The organism is Thalassospira lucentensis (assembly GCF_032921865.1).
GTDB lineage: Bacteria > Pseudomonadota > Alphaproteobacteria > Rhodospirillales > Thalassospiraceae > Thalassospira > Thalassospira lucentensis_A.
In genome coordinates, this window is the sequence record NZ_CP136684.1 from 455948 (window position 1) to 471349 (window position 15402).

Here is a 15402-nt window from a genome sequence, read left to right on the forward strand (position 1 = left end):
TTCCGACATATCCTGAAGCTTCCAGAACCCGGCCAGTGGCCGGGTTTTGTTTTAACCGGCCACGACTTCGGAAATTTCGTCAAGCGTGGCCAGAAGCTCTTTCAGATCAAGCGGCTTTGACATCACCATCACCGGCGCGTCGTCCCCGTCCTCGACCGGGCGATCGGCGTCTCCGGGATGGCCGGTCATAACGATGACCGGCAAGGCAGGATTGCGTTCCCGAAGGGCACGAACCAGACTGTTTCCATCCATCTGTGGCATCCGGATATCGGTAATGAGAATATCGGGCTGGACCACACCGGCCAGTGCCAGGGCATCCTCGCCATCACTTGCCGCGGAAACGGAAAAGCCCTGTGCTTCCAGATAGGCCGCGATAATTTCCATCGCGTCAATTTCGTCATCGACAACCATGATCCGCAGATTGCGGGATCGGGTTTCAGGAAGCCTTTCCTGCTGCGGCAGCAACGGCGCATCATCAGGATCGTCAACGTCGTTGCCGGCATTTTCACCGATATGAACTGCCGGCAATACGATTTCGAAACAGGCGCCATCACCTTCGTTGCGAACATCAATATGCCCGCCCATACCCTCGACAATGCCATAGCTGACCGAAAGCCCAAGCCCGGTTCCCTTGCCAACATCCTTGGTCGTGAAAAACGGGTGGAAAATAAGCCCGATGGCGTCTTCCGGGACCCCGCCGCCATTGTCATTTATTGCAATCCGCAGCACTTCCTGATCCGCATCCAGCATCGCGGTCAAACGAATCAACCCACCAATACCACCGGCATCATCGCCATTTTCCGTGATCGCATCGCGGGCATTGGTCAGCATATTGACCAGAACCTGTTCCAGTTGCACCTGACGACCAAGGACCTGACAGTTTTCCGCAGCAGGAACAACATCGACGACAATCCCCGCCAGTCGGCAATCATGTTCCACCATGTCAACAGCACGGGTTACCGCGCGCATGGGATCGAAAAGTTCGAAATCATCTTCGTCCGGTCGACTGTAAATCTGCAAATGTCGAATAATTTCGGCCATGCGCCGGGTCTGACCGCTGATCAGGGACAATCGCTCTCGCTGGAACGAGGGTTGAACCTTTTCAAGTTCATATTGTAGCGCGCAGGTATCGGCCGCCATCCGGATCACGTTAAGCGGCTGGTTCATTTCATGCGCCACGGATGCGGCCATCTCACCAAGCGTCGCAAGCTTCGATGTCTGAACCAGCTGCCTTTCGATCTTGCGCTTTTCCGTCACATCCTCGGCAAGCATCAGCATGGCTGGCGCGCCTTCGTGGGTGAAGGCGATGGCAGAAACCTCAAGCTCCACATTCTCCCCGTCGCCCCGACGGCACATGATAACAAAATCCGCCCGCCCGGTATAACCACCGGCATAGCGCGCAATATATTCCCCCATGATTTCGCGGCTATCGGGATGGACCATTTCCATAAAGCTGCGTCCAACCAGCTCCGAACTATCACTGCCGTGCAGAATGGAAACACCCTGCTGATTGATATAGGCGATTTCTTCTCCGCTCAGCACGGAAATCAGTTCGGGCGCAAGCTCCACCAGCTTGCGATACCGCTCTTCGCTTTCCTTTAGCGCCTGTTCGGCCCGCGAACGTTCAATCGCATAACGGATTGACCGCCGAATGGTTCGGCCGTCGGGGAACTCCTTGGTCAGATAATCTTCTGCGCCGTGCTGAAGGGCTTCAAACGCCAGTTCTTCATCCTTATGCCCGGTCAGAACAACGACCGGCGCACTGTTGGCACAACTTCGAATGCGGCGAATGGTTTCGACCCCCGATGAATCCGGCAGGGTCAGGTCAAGCAAAACAACATCAAACACCCCGTCCGGCGACACATCATTCAGCAACGCCATGGCCGAAGCGAGGTCGGATCGGTGTTCTATCACGAACCGTTCACCGGTTTCCTCCAGCAATGTCTTTACAAGAAAGGCATCGCCGGGATTATCTTCGACCAGAAGGATACGAAACCGGTTTTCGGTCATAAGGCGCGGCCCATTCATTTCAGTACTTTGGCAAGCACCGCCAACACATCATCGTCAACGGCCGGGTTCAGTCGGATTCTGCATTTATTTGCGCCGACTAGCAATCCTGCACATCAATCAGCAACCGCCCCCTGACCTGCCCTTTGAGGATTTTTTCACCCCATGGCAGGATATCGCGAAGCCCCACTTTTGTCGTCACGGCATCGAGTTGCGCCATCGGCAACTCCTGTGCCAGACGTTTCCAGGCTGTGACGCGCTTTTCATACGGGCACATCACGGAATCAATGCCGATCAACCGGACCCCGCGCAGCAGAAACGGAATAACCGTTGCAGGCAAATCCGGCCCGCCTGCCAGCCCGCAGGCGGCAACGACACCATGATATTTCATTTCAGATAAAACATGGGCCAGTGTCGTGCTTCCGACACTGTCAATCGCGCCAAACCAGCGTTCGCTCAGCAATGGTTTGCTGGCATCCGTTAACGCCTCGCGATCAATAATCGACGTTGCACCAAGTCCACGCAGATAATCATGTGTGTCAGCCCGGCCAGTCGACGCGGCAACGCGATAGCCAAGATTTGCCAGAATGCTGACTGCAACCGACCCGACCCCGCCTGCAGCCCCGGTAACAAGGACTTCACCATCCTGATCGGGGGACAGCCCCTGCTCTTCCAGTGCCATGACCGCCAGCATGGATGTAAAGCCTGCGGTACCGATGGCCATGGCGTGTGCGCCATCAAGTCCATCTGGCATTGGCACCAGCCAATCCGCGTTGACGCGGGCATATTGGGCATATCCGCCCCAATGTGCTTCGCCGACCCGCCATCCGGTCAGGATGACCTGATCGCCGGGTGCATAACGCGGATCATCCGATGAAATCACTTCGCCGGCAAAATCAACGCCAGGCACATGCGGATATTGCCGGACAAGACGGCCAAGCCCGTTCAGGATCATGCCGTCCTTGTAATTCAGGGTCGACCAGTCAACCCGGACAAGAACCTCGCCCTCGGGCAGGTCTTCAATCGCGATATCCTGAAAACCGGCCTGAACCGTTTTATCCTGCTGGGTTAAAACCAGCCCGCGGAACGCCTTTTTCATGGTTGCTTCCCCGTTTTTCGTTACGTGATCGGGAGAGAAGCTTAAGGCTCGATGGCAAAGGCTGTCAAAGACGCAAAGGTAGTGTCTTGCTCTTAACCGCCGGATGGATTTTTCAGGAAGGATTCATCGGGCCCTGTCAGAAGTCCGATACCGATCAGAACAACGATCAGAACCACCAGATAAAGCCATTTGCGCGAGGTTGCTGGATTATTGGCACTGTCGGGACTATCGGTTGCCATGCCTTCCTTTATGGATGGCGGCAGACTGCGATAGGAAAGCCAGCCAAGCAACGGCACAATAACCAGATCGTCAATCCATCCGATCCCGGCAATCACATCGGGCAAAAGATCAATCGGACTAACGAGATAGACAATCCCCATCACCAGCAAAATCTTGCTGCGTATCGGCACATCGGACCGAAACAGGCTGCGTAAAAGATTGGGAATGATCGCCCAGACGGATGCCTTGGCCATGGGATACTCCGGAAAATGACCCGTTACGCAACCATTCTGACAGCTTGCAGGGAAAATGTCAGCGACGCGCAGTGCTTTCCGGCAAGCTGGCCTGCATATAGCCACTTTCAAACCCGGCGGCCTTGGTCAGATCAAACGCGCCGCACATGCTGCCGCAAGAGGCGGACTGCGGCGGGTTATGCCGGATGGCATAGACTTCAAGACCGCTTCCATAGTCGGGAACCGGCACAAGCATGGCCCTGGCCCGCTGATCCTCTACCGACACCTGAAGCCATGCAATCGCGATGGCAAACAACAAAACAAACAACATTGTCATATTATCAGCACGGATCATTGGTCTGGTCCGGGTACAGTTGGAACAAAAGTCACATGCACAGCAAATGCGCCAGCGTGTGATTTGTTCCCACCCGAACAACGATAGCACCAATTTAAATATCAGTTACGTGCCAGTTTATGATCTCTGTGCCGCAAACGCCAGATTGACGACTTACTCGTCGTCATAGCGCGCTTTCAGGTAGGACAGCAGGGGAAACAACGCTGCAAGTAGCGCTATCAGAAATCCCATCCCCCCTTCCTTGTACCCCTTTCGAGACACATAGCAGCGGAAAAACCGGGAAAAGATGCGGCGAAAATTGTTTGCAAAACTTCCAATGTTTCCGCTTGCGCGCAAATCCGCAGCCCGGGCAGAACTATAGCTGTTCAGTCTTTTGATCATGTCCGAAATGTTTCTGTCGACATAATGTAAAAGAGCACCATCAAGCCTGGGGCCTGCCCGCCCCAACAACTCAATAGATGGATGGACCCGTTGGGGGCCCCATTGTTTACATCCTTTTCGGAACAGGCGCCAAACAGCAGACGTGCCGAATGACGCCCCCCAGCCATAACGAACCAGGCGGCGACCAATATAGTTATCAACCGGGATAACAAAGCGATCAAACTCATCTGTTTCCATCGCTTTACGAATAGATTTCGCGAGCTCTTCGTTTACATGTTCGTCGGCATCGACTTCGAAAATCCAGTCGCCGGTTGCCTCGGCAATCGCCCGATTGCGACGCTCGCCCTCGATATCCCAGCTGCCCACAATCGTTTTCGCGCCAAATTCGCGTGCGATTTCCTCGGTCCGGTCCGTACATTTATCGCACAGAACAATAATTTCGTCGGCAAAGGTCAGATGCGCCAAACAGGATGGCAGGCGTTCTTCCTCGTTATGCGCGCACATAACAACTGAAAGACGGGGCGCTTTATCAGCCATGATGTTTTTCCTCTATCCGGTAGTCTCTCAGAAGCGTTTCTGCCGCTGACACAACCTTGTCCACCGGCAACGTATCCATCAAGATCTCTTTGGATAACGGGCTGGAACGATTTTCGATAATTTTGTCATAGGACCAATCGGTACGAACCGCTCGTCCCCACTTCGCATAGGGACGGTAGTGTTCATCACGCGATGGACCAAACAACCCTATTGTCGGATTTCCCGACGCTGCCGCCATATGCATAAGGCCTGAGTCATTGCCAACATACAGGTCCGCGCGGCGCAGACAGGCCATGACCGTCAGAAGATGTTCGCTGCCAAAAATCTCGGTCCGTCTGTTTTCCGGGATGGATGCAATCACTGGTTCGGATGCCTCGCGTTCGTTTGGCGCGCCGACCAGCAGGACATGGGCATCTTCAAGCGCACCGCCAACCGCCCGCAGGCGCGCGATTGTTTCCGCAAAACGTTCCGGGCGCCAGGTTTTGCCGATCCAGTTGGCACTTGGTCCAACCACCAGAAGCGGACGTTCATCGGTGGGCAGTATCTTTGCCGCGCGTCGTTCATGTTCCGGGCCGATCCAGACAAACGGCTCAGGGGCCGGATCAACACCGATAAGACGCGCAAGCTGCTCCACCCGGTGGACGCTGTCATCATTGCCTTTGAGCACCACCCGTTTCCAGCCCGGAAGCACATAAGCCGTCGCACTGCCGCGCAGATCGACGATGATGTCCCACCACCGAAACGCGACCGATTTCCATAGTTTCCACCAATGGCCGCCGCGTTTCTGCTTTGGCATTTCGATGATGCGCTCAAGCCCCGGCACTGCTTCAAAAATCGGGGCAGCAACCGGACCACAGGCAACCGTCACCTTGATGCCGGGATAGGTTTCGACATAATGGCGCAGCACCGATGTCGAAAGAACGGCATCGCCCAGCCGGTTCGAGGTGATGAACAGTAACCGCACGGTTTAAAGTTTCTCCAGCTCGCCAGCCACGTTAAGCCATTCACGGCGGCTGTTGCGGGCCGCTTCGGACTGGCTCGCAAAAATCTGCCGGTCGGCCAGCAACTGCATCACCAGATTGCCATAGGCGGTTTCATCGGGAACGATATAGCCGGTCTTGCCATTTTCAACCCGCGCCTTGGCAATGCCGCCATAGGACACAACCGGTGTTGCCGCGGCCAGCGCATCGTAAATCCATTGCCCGACCTGATCATTGCCGTATTTGCCGTGATGCAGGAAGGCACGTGCGGTTGCGATACGTTCGGCCATGTCGGCCTCCGGCATCGGGTGGCAGACGCGGACACCCTTGTCGATGTTATCGCGCACCATATCGACGAGTTCTTCGGAAACATCGTCATTTTCACCCGCCATCGCAGAGAACAGGTCGGCAGCATAGATTTCCAGAATGGCACCGGGCACCTTGGGCGCGACATAAGCCGACCAGATGCGGATGATCTGGGCAATGCCGGTTTTGCTGTTGGCGACCGTCACGGCAAGGTCTTCGCGGCTTTCGAACGCCCAGTGCATGTTTGACGCCATGGCAAAGGCCGGGCAGGCGCCCGGTGCGATCACAATCGGGCGTTTGGCGGTATCGCCATCAAACGCCCTGCCCTGATCTTCATGGGTGAAAATCACCTGCGCGCCGGTTTCAAGCAACGCCAGACGCGCCTTATCCGCATTCAGATCGGATGCCATGCCATCAAACCAAAGCCAGCAGTCGCTACCTTCGGGGATTGAGGGATGACGCAACAATTCCGCATCGCGCCACACCAGAACCCGGTCCACCGGGTCGCCACCAAAGGGCGGCATGGCACTGTCAAGCTGTCGCCAGGCAACGCCATGATGATCAAGGTCGATGCCACCATTCCGGCGGGCTTCAACCTTGTGGCCACGGGCAACAAGGGCCTCGGCCAGCGCGATAAATCCGCGTTGGCGCGATCCCAGCGGGCGGGCTTCACGATCCTTGGGATCAAAGCCTATGGAACGATCAAGCATCAATATTTTCATACATTGCGTTCTATCGGTTCCCGCGCAATTTATGAAGGCTTTTCTTGTGGCGGGTTGCTTTTGCCTTTGCCAAACCACCCCTTGCCAAATCCCGGTCATTGCCCCACATTTCGGCCAACAATTCCGATAAACCGGAGCCATAAGAATTATGAGTGAGACTTTATACGCCCCCCTGCCTGACCGGGCCGTTATCCGGGTCAGCGGGCCTGATCGCGTCAGCTTCCTTCAGGGGCTGGTGTCGAACAATATCGAAAAAATCACGGCCGATCATTCCGGCTATGGCGCGCTTCTGACGCCGCAGGGCAAATTCCTGTTTGATTTTTTTGTCTATCAGCAGGACGAAGACAGCCTTCTGATTGAGTGCGAACGCGGCGAAGACGGTGCGCGTGCGGCCGAACTGTTCAAGAAACTGCGCATGTATAAATTGCGTGCCAAGGCAGAACTGACGGACGTCACCGAAAGCTATGACGTTGTCGCCGTTTTCGGCGATGGTGCCCTAGCTGCACTTGACCTGCCCGATACGCCCGGTGCCACCGCACCCTTTGCCGACGGGATCAAGGCCGTTGACCCGCGCCTGAGTGCGATGGGCGCGCGCGTGTTGCTGCCCAAAAACGAACTGGCACAGATGGCGGCCATCGGTGCGACCGAAAGCGATGAAAGCACCTATCATCAGCATCGCGTGCTGCTTGGCCTGCCCAATGGCAGCGAGGAAATGGAAATCGATCGCGCCATCCTGCTTGAAAACGGGTTCGAGGAGCTGGGCGGCGTTGATTTCAAAAAGGGCTGCTATATGGGGCAGGAACTGACCGCGCGCACCAAATATCGCGGGCTGGTTCGCAAACGCCTGCTTCCGATCACGATCACCGGCCCGGCCCCGGAAATCGGCACCCTGATCATGAATGGCGACAAGGAAGCCGGCACCATCCGCAGCATCCATGGCAATGCCGGCCTTGCCCTGATCCGGCTGGAACGGATTGGCGATAATGCCGAGCTGACGGCGGGCGATGCCAAAATTTCGGTCAAGATCCCCGACTGGGTCAAGTTGCCGGAAACGGCGGCCTGATCCGCCAACGGATAATTTCATCAAAGATAAACGGCGGCAGAAATTCTGCCGCCGTTTGCTTTATCAGTGCTACCAGATAGCAGCCTTATTTCTTAAGCGCGGCCTGTGCGGCGGCAAGACGGGCAATCGGCACGCGATAAGGCGAACACGAGACGTAATCCAGCCCCTGCGCCTCGCAGAACGCGATGGAAGATGGATCACCGCCATGTTCGCCGCAAATGCCAAGCTTGATGTCAGAACGCGTTTTACGGCCACGTTCCGCGGCGATGCTGACCAGTTCGCCCACCCCTTCCTGATCCAGCGATACGAACGGATCACCGGCAAAGATATCCTTGGAAATATAGGTATCCAGGAACCGGGACGCGTCATCACGTGACAGGCCAAAGGTCGTCTGGGTCAGATCGTTGGTCCCGAAGCTGAAGAACTCGGCTTCTTCGGCGATTTCACCAGCCTTGAGTGCGGCGCGCGGCAATTCGATCATCGTGCCGACAAGGAATTCGAGCTTGGCCGATTTTTCGGTTTCGACCTCGCCTGCAACCTTGATGATCGCGGCCTTGAGTATTTCGAGCTCTTTCTTGCCGACAATCAGCGGGATCATGATTTCCGGAATGACCGGATCGCCACCATCCTTTGAAACCTCGATCGCGGCTTCAAATATCGCACGCGCCTGCATTTCATAGATTTCCGGATAGCTGATGCCAAGACGGCACCCGCGATGCCCCAGCATCGGGTTGGCTTCGGAAAGTTCCAGCAACCGGCGACGCACGACGACCTCTGCCACACCTGCGGCATTGGCGACCTCGGCAATTTCGTTGTCGCCATGCGGCAGGAATTCATGCAATGGCGGATCCAGCAGACGGATCGTCACCGGCAATCCCTTCATGATCCGGAACAGGTCAATAAAGTCCTGACGCTGATAGGGCAGAAGTTTATCAAGTGCCGCGCGACGGCCCTTTTCCGTATCGGCCAGGATCATTTCGCGCATGGAAATGATGCGTGCCGGGTCAAAGAACATATGTTCGGTCCGGCAAAGCCCGATCCCCTCCGCCCCGAAACCGCGCGCGGTTGCCGCATCATCAGGCGTTTCCGCGTTGGTGCGAACCTTAAGGCGACGGACCCCATCCGCCCATTCCATCAACTGGGAAAAATCACCCGAAAGGTCGGGCTTAAGCGTTGCCACCTCGCCCAGCATGACCTCGCCGGTCGCCCCGTCAAGGGTGATGACATCCCCTTCTTTCAGGGTCACACCGCCCGACGTCATGGTCTTGCTGGCATAGTCAATCTTGACCTGACCGGCACCGCACACGCACGGCGTCCCCATGCCGCGCGCCACCACGGCCGCGTGGCTTGTCATGCCACCGCGCGATGTCAGAATGCCCTCGGCCGCGTGCATGCCGGCAATGTCTTCGGGGCTGGTTTCGATACGCACCAGAATGACCTTCTGACCGCGATTATGCACCCAGTCCTCGGCCACCTCGGCGGAGAAAACAATCTGGCCGGATGCCGCACCGGGCGATGCCGGAAGCCCCATGCCGATCACCTTGCGGTCCGCATCGGGATCAAGGGTTGGATGCAGCAACTGGTCAAGCTGTGCCGGATCAACACGGCGAAGGGCGTCTTCGCGCGAGATCACATTGGCCTGACACATTTCAACCGCGATGCGAAGGGCGGCCTTGGCAGTACGTTTGCCCGCACGGGTCTGGAGCATGTAAAGCTTACCGGACTCGACGGTGAATTCCATGTCCTGCATGTCGCGATAATGGGCTTCAAGCCTGTCGCGGATATCGCAAAGCTCGCCAAAGACGCCGGGCATGGCTTCTTCCATCGACAAAAGGTCGGAACCGGACTCTTCACGTTCGATTTTGGTCAGCGGTGCCGGGGTACGGATCCCCGCCACAACATCCTCGCCCTGCGCATTGATCAGATATTCGCCGTAGAAACGGTCTTCGCCGGTCGACGGATTGCGCGAGAAGCAGACACCGGTCGCACAATCATCGCCCATATTGCCAAAAACCATGGCCTGAACGTTGACCGCCGTGCCCCAACTTGCCGGGATGTTGTGCAGGCGACGGTATGTATTGGCACGCGCATTCATCCAGCTTCCGAAAACCGCGCCAATCGCGCCCCAAAGCTGTTCGCGCGGATCCTGCGGGAAGGGACGCCCAAGTTCGGCATCGACCTTTTTCTTGAAGCCCTGAACCACCGCCTGCCAGTCATCGGCACCCATTTCGGTATCAAGGACATAGCCCTTGTCTTCCTTGTGAATTTCAAGGATTTCCTCGAAATGGTAGTGATCGACGCCAAGAACGACATCGCCATACATCTGAATGAAACGGCGATAGCTGTCATACGCAAAACGGCGGTCACCAGAGACCGCCGCCAAACCTTCAACCGTCTCGTCATTCAGGCCCAGATTGAGAACCGTGTCCATCATGCCCGGCATCGAGGCACGTGCGCCGGAACGAACCGACACCAGCAACGGGTCCTTGGGGTTGCCAAATTTGCGACCGACCAGGGCTTCGACAGCAGCAAGCGACTTTTCGACTTCGGCTTCAAGACCGTCAGGATAGGCGCGGTCATTGTCATAAAACGCCGTGCAGACTTCGGTCGTGATGGTAAAGCCGGGCGGGACCGGAAGGCCGAGATTGCTCATCTCGGCAAGGTTGGCACCTTTACCGCCCAAAAGCTCGCGCATATCGGAACGTCCCTCGGCGCTACCGCCACCGAAGCCGTAAACCCATTTGGTCATCTTGCCTTTTCCTCATCTGGTCAAGGCGTTCCGGAATTCCGGGCGACCCCGACCCTATTTATGACTCGATCTTCGAGAAATCGGCAATGTCATGCAAGGCAGTCCGAATTTGCGCCAGCAGTTTAAGCCGGTTGGCACGTTCGTCTGCCTTGTCACTATTTACCGTGACCCCTTCGAAGAATGCATCGACCGGTCCGCGCAGGTGCGCAAACTCGGCCATAGCCTCGGCATAATTCTCGGCCCGCAGAAGCGGCAAAGCCTTATGCCGGACATTGATGAGCGCCTCATACAGCTTGCGTTCCTCGTCCTGCGTCAGAAGATCGGCGGACACATCCGCATCATAGGATTTTTCATCCTTCTTCTCTTCGATACGCAGGATATTGGACGCGCGCTTGTACCCGGCCATAAGGTTGACGCCGCTTTCACCCGACACAAAATCGGCAAGCGCATCAACACGGGCCAGAAGGCGGACAAGATCATCCTCGCCATCAAGGGCAAACACGGCAGACACCAGATCATGGCGCACGCCCTGTTCACGCAGATGGACTTTCAGGCGGTCGGCAAAGAATGCCAGAAGTTCGTCAACCGCCTCGTCACGACGAATGGAGGCCGGATATTGGGAAACGGCAAAGGCAAATGCGCGACGCAGCGGCACACGCAAACCGTTTTCCAGAACCAGCCGGATGACACCCAATGCCGCACGACGCAGCGCGAACGGGTCTTTTGAACCGGTCGGCTTTTCATCGATGGTAAAGAACCCGGCAAGGGTATCGAGCTTCTCGGCCAAGGCAACAGCCACCGAAACAGGTGCGGTCGGACACATATCCGACGGACCGGCAGGTGCGTAATGCTGCGCAATGGCGTTGGCGACTTCGGGGGCTTCGCCGTCATTCTCGGCGTAATATTTCCCCATCAGTCCCTGAAGTTCGGTAAATTCGAACACCATGTTCGACACCAGATCGGCCTTGGCGATTTCCGCCGCCCGATCGGCAAGTTTGACATCGCAGCCCGGAATGTCGGCTGAAAGTTCGCGTGCCAGTCCGCGCAGGCGCAGAACACGCTCGGCAAGCGAGCCAAGCTTGGCATGGAACACGATGTTATCAAGTTTCGGCAGACGCGCTTCGAGCGTCACTTTCCGATCCTGATCCCAGAAGAATTTCGCATCATGTAGGCGCGCACGCAAAACGCGTTCGTTCCCGGCAATGATCTGCGCGTTGGCATCCAGCGTCACCATGTTTGAAATGGTGATGAAACGTGCGGCCAGTTTGCCGTTGCTGTCTTCGACAACGAAATATTTCTGATGTTCACGCATCGAGGTTTCCAGAACCTCGCGCGGGATATCCATGAACTGGTCATCGACCTTGCCCATGACCGGTACTGGCCATTCAACCAGACCGCAGACTTCTTCAAGAAGCCCGTTATCTTCCAGAAGCGTGAAACCTTCTGATGCCGCAAGCTTGCGCGCACCGTCCAGAATGACTTTCTTGCGTTCTTCGCGGTCGAGCATGACCTTGGCAAAAGCAAGCTTCGCCTTGTATTCGGTGGCATTGGCAACGCTAAAGGTCGCGGGGGCAAGGAACCGGTGGCCGCTTGTGATATTGCCAGCCGTTACCGGGCCAAACGATGCCGGGATCACCTTGCCGTCAAACAGGCACAGAATCCGGTCAAGCTGACGGACCCAGCGGACCTTCTGATCGGCCCAGCGCATCGATTTCGGCCAGGGCAGTTTTGCCATGGCGTCTTCGATGATGTCCTTGATGACGTCCGCGCTATCGCGGCCTTTCTGTTCGACAATCGCAAACAGGAAAACACCCTTCGGCGTTTCGCGCTTTTCACATTGTTCCAGCGTCACGCCATTGCCCGCCAGGAAACCTGCAATCGCCTTTTCCGGGGCATCGGCACGCGGGCCACGGCGTTCTTCGCGAAGGTCCGGCTGTTTGTCCGGCAAACCATCAATGATCAGGGTCAGGCGGCGCGGTGTTACCAGTGCCTCGACTTTATTAAAACCAAGGTCGGCGGCCTTCAGGCCATCGGTGACCAGTTTGGTCAGATCCTCGGAAGCACGCGCCTGCATGCGGGCCGGAATTTCTTCCGAAAACAGTTCAAGCAGCAATTCGGCCATGACTTATGCCTCCTCTTTCAAATGCCCGCGCGAACGAAGCCACGCCTCGCAGCAGGATTTCGACATGTCGCGCACACGGCCGATATAGGCCGCACGTTCGGTGACCGAGATCACGCCGCGCGCATCGAGGAGGTTGAAGATATGGCTGGCTTTCATCGCCTGCTCATAAGCAGGCAGGGCAAGGCCGCGTTCGATATTGACCGCACATTCGGCCTGCGCGTCCTTGAAATGCTGGAACAGCATATCGGTATTGGCGACTTCGAAGTTATAGGTCGACTGTTCCTTTTCATTCTGAAGGAACACATCGCCATAGCTGACGCCATTGCCGTTATAATCAAGGTCATAGACGTTTTCGACGCCCTGGATATACATCGCAAGACGTTCCAGACCATAGGTCAGCTCGACCGGGACCGGGTCGCATTCAAAACCGCCGACCTGTTGGAAATAGGTGAACTGGGTGACTTCCATCCCGTCCAGCCACACTTCCCAGCCAAGGCCCCACGCGCCCAAAGTCGGGCTTTCCCAATCGTCTTCGACGAAACGGATGTCATGCGCCATCGGGTCAATGCCCAGATGCGCCAGTGAGCCAAGGTAAAGTTCCTGCGAATTGGCCGGTGACGGCTTCATCAGGACCTGGAACTGGTAATAGTGCTGCAAACGGTTCGGGTTTTCCCCGTAACGACCATCGGTCGGGCGACGGGACGGCTGCACATAGGCCGCATTCCAGCTTTCCGGGCCCAGCGCGCGCAACGTGGTTGCGGTGTGGAAGGTACCGGCACCGACTTCAAGGTCATAGGGCTGCAGGATGACACAACCCTGATCGGCCCAATAGCTTTGCAGTCGAAGAATGATTTCCTGGAATGAAGGGGGACGTTGCGACCCGTCGAGCGCCATTGCGCGAACTCACTATTAAGTTATCGGTAAATTTAGAGCGGCAAGCTACCGCCCCACCCCGTCGGGGTCAAGAACGCAAAAGCCCTGAGAGGGCCTGAATTTAGCGCTTTTTATGACGCCGTGGCGAATCTCATACCGCGTTGCAGCATACAACATCCGTGCAACAACCCGTTTTTCCAAGCGAAATCACGGCCTGTTGGGCGAAAGTCGAAGAAATCAGCAAATGAAAATATGCAGTGCGCGCAACTCAGACTTCGCAAACATGCGCGCTGCCTTCGGCGTGATAGACACCGCATTTCGGGCATTTTTCAAGATCATGCGCCACAGCTTCCTGTTTCTGCTGTTTGGCTTTCTTGTCATGCACCGTCTGTTTTGGCTGTTCCTGCCCGGAAACCTGATTCTTGCGGGTAAACAGTTTAAAGCCCTGCCATACCACCACAACGACCAGTGCGGTAAAAAGGATTTTCGATAAACTCAGCATGGCATTTCCCAAAGCATCAAGGTTTCTGCGCCGCAACGGACCGGCAACGCACTTTATAGTGCCCTTATATTAAACCAAGCCCGATTTAGAAACCGGGCAATGCAGATGGTGCGCGTAAAAGCGCATCACATTCCGGCAGATAAACCCCGGCCTCGTCATGCAGAACAATCCCGCGTCGCAGGGTAACCGGCGAGGAAACGCCCTTGCGCGCCGAAACAATCACACGTAACGGCGCATCGGCACTGGCCTTGCTCCAGATCGGGTAAATGGTCATGTCGCCCGCCCGGCCATGCAAAAGCCCGATGATCCGGTCCAGATGATCCGCCCGATGCACGATGGTGATCCGGCCCTTCTGGCGCACCATCCGAAGGCAGAAATTGATCCAGTCCTTCAGATCGGCGGTGCCTTCCTGATGCGCCCTCGCCCGGCTTTCATTGGCGGGGCGTGTGCCCCCGGCATAATAGGGCGGGTTTGAAATCACCTGATCAAAGCTTTCGGCCACCAGTGGCAGGGACCGATCATTGATATCGCCATGAACCGGCGTTACCCGGCCAACCAGATCATTTTCGACAATGTTGCGGCAAAACAGCGCATAGAGATCGCCCTGCAGCTCGATCCCGGTCACATCGGCATCCGGCAGGCGGCGTGCAACACACAACCCGGCCGATCCGACAGCCGCCCCGACATCAAGTATTTTCTGATCCCGTCTGGAACTGATCGACACGGACGCGGCCAGCAAAACAGCATCCATCGCCGCCCGATATCCATCCACCGGCTGCTTTAACGTCACCGAACCGCCCAGCAGAAAATCATGGCTGATGCGTTCTTCCGCAAAATCGGGAACATGAAATGCGCTATCGGGTCGGGTCATAAATCTCGTAATTCCTGCAACCTTGCCAATCCTGCAACCCTGCTGGTCCCGGACAGGTTTTCAGTCCTGGACTTCCTCGGCATCGGGATCATGTCGTGCGTTATGCGCATCAAGTTCACGTCTGGCAATATCAAGGATGTATTTGGCCCGGCTTTCTTCCTGGGGATCAACCATCAAACGCCTTGGAAGGGCGCCGATGGATCCTTCGAGAATGCTGGCATGGTAATCAAAAATATGGCTGGCGATGCCTTCGTCGGCGAGAACCGATTGCGCCCAGCTGAGCTCGATCGGGTCGTTGCTGCGAAATAGCTCGATCATGCGATTTATGCGCCCCGGTTGGTTATTGTGTGATTATGCTATCCATATATTATGTGTCCGACCGC

At 56.3% G+C, this 15402-nt stretch carries 14 protein-coding genes; 1 reads left to right on the forward strand and 13 read right to left on the reverse strand.

Annotation, left to right across the window (positions count from 1 at the left end; all coding sequences use genetic code 11):
• Positions 1–51: 51 nt before the first annotated feature.
• The 7 genes from R1T41_RS02825 to R1T41_RS02855 all read right to left on the reverse strand — a co-directional run bounded on the left by R1T41_RS02825 (position 52) and on the right by R1T41_RS02855 (position 6827).
• Entirely contained in the window at positions 52–2010 is a 1959-nt protein-coding gene (locus R1T41_RS02825; RefSeq protein WP_317339825.1) for a response regulator, read from the reverse strand.
• A gap of 97 nt (positions 2011–2107) precedes the next feature.
• On the reverse strand, positions 2108–3106 hold the full coding sequence (locus R1T41_RS02830) for an MDR family oxidoreductase (protein WP_317339826.1): 999 nt from the start codon (positions 3104–3106) through the stop codon (positions 2108–2110).
• Positions 3107–3198: 92 nt separating this feature from the next.
• On the reverse strand, positions 3199–3579 hold the full coding sequence (locus tag R1T41_RS02835) for a YkvA family protein (RefSeq protein ID WP_114111106.1): 381 nt from the start codon (positions 3577–3579) through the stop codon (positions 3199–3201).
• A gap of 58 nt (positions 3580–3637) precedes the next feature.
• The gene (locus tag R1T41_RS02840) at positions 3638–3913 is read right to left on the reverse strand and encodes a hypothetical protein (RefSeq protein WP_317339828.1); all 276 of its coding nucleotides are present in this window, start codon (positions 3911–3913) and stop codon (positions 3638–3640) included.
• Positions 3914–4066: 153 nt separating this feature from the next.
• The gene (locus tag R1T41_RS02845; RefSeq protein WP_297207581.1) at positions 4067–4831 is read right to left on the reverse strand and encodes a glycosyltransferase family 2 protein; all 765 of its coding nucleotides are present in this window, start codon (positions 4829–4831) and stop codon (positions 4067–4069) included.
• Positions 4824–5795 (reverse strand): glycosyltransferase family 9 protein, encoded by a 972-nt coding sequence (locus R1T41_RS02850; protein WP_317339830.1) that lies wholly within the window; start codon positions 5793–5795, stop codon positions 4824–4826. The genes R1T41_RS02845 and R1T41_RS02850 overlap by 8 nt, the downstream gene beginning before the upstream one ends.
• A gap of 3 nt (positions 5796–5798) precedes the next feature.
• The gene (locus R1T41_RS02855) at positions 5799–6827 is read right to left on the reverse strand and encodes a glycosyltransferase (protein WP_317339832.1); all 1029 of its coding nucleotides are present in this window, start codon (positions 6825–6827) and stop codon (positions 5799–5801) included.
• Positions 6828–6987: 160 nt separating this feature from the next.
• Between R1T41_RS02855 and R1T41_RS02860 the strand changes: the two genes are divergently transcribed.
• Positions 6988–7902: a folate-binding protein gene (locus R1T41_RS02860; protein ID WP_317339833.1), complete on the forward strand. Its 915-nt coding sequence runs from the start codon at positions 6988–6990 to the stop codon at positions 7900–7902.
• Between the two features lie 85 nt (positions 7903–7987).
• On the opposite strand, the gene ppdK is transcribed toward R1T41_RS02860, so the two are convergent.
• The 6 genes from ppdK to R1T41_RS02890 all read right to left on the reverse strand — a co-directional run bounded on the left by ppdK (position 7988) and on the right by R1T41_RS02890 (position 15337).
• The gene (gene ppdK, locus R1T41_RS02865; RefSeq protein ID WP_317339834.1) at positions 7988–10651 is read right to left on the reverse strand and encodes a pyruvate, phosphate dikinase; all 2664 of its coding nucleotides are present in this window, start codon (positions 10649–10651) and stop codon (positions 7988–7990) included.
• A gap of 58 nt (positions 10652–10709) precedes the next feature.
• Positions 10710–12773, reverse strand: a complete 2064-nt coding sequence (gene glyS / locus R1T41_RS02870; protein ID WP_317339836.1) for a glycine--tRNA ligase subunit beta — start codon at positions 12771–12773, stop codon at positions 10710–10712.
• 3 nt (positions 12774–12776) lie between these two features.
• Positions 12777–13667: a glycine--tRNA ligase subunit alpha gene (locus tag R1T41_RS02875; RefSeq protein WP_007092414.1), complete on the reverse strand. Its 891-nt coding sequence runs from the start codon at positions 13665–13667 to the stop codon at positions 12777–12779.
• 247 nt (positions 13668–13914) lie between these two features.
• A complete protein-coding gene (locus R1T41_RS02880; protein WP_317339838.1) occupies positions 13915–14148 on the reverse strand; it encodes a hypothetical protein in 234 nt (77 codons plus the stop codon).
• Positions 14149–14233: 85 nt separating this feature from the next.
• Positions 14234–15019 (reverse strand): tRNA1(Val) (adenine(37)-N6)-methyltransferase, encoded by a 786-nt coding sequence (locus R1T41_RS02885; protein WP_317339840.1) that lies wholly within the window; start codon positions 15017–15019, stop codon positions 14234–14236.
• A 60-nt stretch (positions 15020–15079) separates the two neighbouring features.
• A complete protein-coding gene (locus R1T41_RS02890) occupies positions 15080–15337 on the reverse strand; it encodes a DUF2007 domain-containing protein (RefSeq protein WP_062953296.1) in 258 nt (85 codons plus the stop codon).
• Positions 15338–15402 lie beyond the last annotated feature (65 nt).

What these genes read in the sequence shown, in the direction of transcription:
- R1T41_RS02885 (WP_317339840.1), bottom strand. Translation starts at nt 15,019, where the DNA reads ATGACCCGACCCGATAGCGCATTTCATGTTCCCGATTTTGCGGAAGAA.
- glyS (WP_317339836.1), bottom strand. Translation starts at nt 12,773, where the DNA reads ATGGCCGAATTGCTGCTTGAACTGTTTTCGGAAGAAATTCCGGCCCGC.
- R1T41_RS02855 (WP_317339832.1), bottom strand. Translation starts at nt 6,827, where the DNA reads ATGCTTGATCGTTCCATAGGCTTTGATCCCAAGGATCGTGAAGCCCGC.
- R1T41_RS02875 (WP_007092414.1), bottom strand. Translation starts at nt 13,667, where the DNA reads ATGGCGCTCGACGGGTCGCAACGTCCCCCTTCATTCCAGGAAATCATT.
- R1T41_RS02890 (WP_062953296.1), bottom strand. Translation starts at nt 15,337, where the DNA reads ATGATCGAGCTATTTCGCAGCAACGACCCGATCGAGCTCAGCTGGGCG.
- R1T41_RS02840 (WP_317339828.1), bottom strand. Translation starts at nt 3,913, where the DNA reads ATGATCCGTGCTGATAATATGACAATGTTGTTTGTTTTGTTGTTTGCC.
- R1T41_RS02830 (WP_317339826.1), bottom strand. Translation starts at nt 3,106, where the DNA reads ATGAAAAAGGCGTTCCGCGGGCTGGTTTTAACCCAGCAGGATAAAACG.
- R1T41_RS02835 (WP_114111106.1), bottom strand. Translation starts at nt 3,579, where the DNA reads ATGGCCAAGGCATCCGTCTGGGCGATCATTCCCAATCTTTTACGCAGC.
- R1T41_RS02825 (WP_317339825.1), bottom strand. Translation starts at nt 2,010, where the DNA reads ATGACCGAAAACCGGTTTCGTATCCTTCTGGTCGAAGATAATCCCGGC.
- R1T41_RS02880 (WP_317339838.1), bottom strand. Translation starts at nt 14,148, where the DNA reads ATGCTGAGTTTATCGAAAATCCTTTTTACCGCACTGGTCGTTGTGGTG.
- R1T41_RS02845 (WP_297207581.1), bottom strand. Translation starts at nt 4,831, where the DNA reads ATGGCTGATAAAGCGCCCCGTCTTTCAGTTGTTATGTGCGCGCATAAC.
- ppdK (WP_317339834.1), bottom strand. Translation starts at nt 10,651, where the DNA reads ATGACCAAATGGGTTTACGGCTTCGGTGGCGGTAGCGCCGAGGGACGT.
- R1T41_RS02860 (WP_317339833.1), top strand. Translation starts at nt 6,988, where the DNA reads ATGAGTGAGACTTTATACGCCCCCCTGCCTGACCGGGCCGTTATCCGG.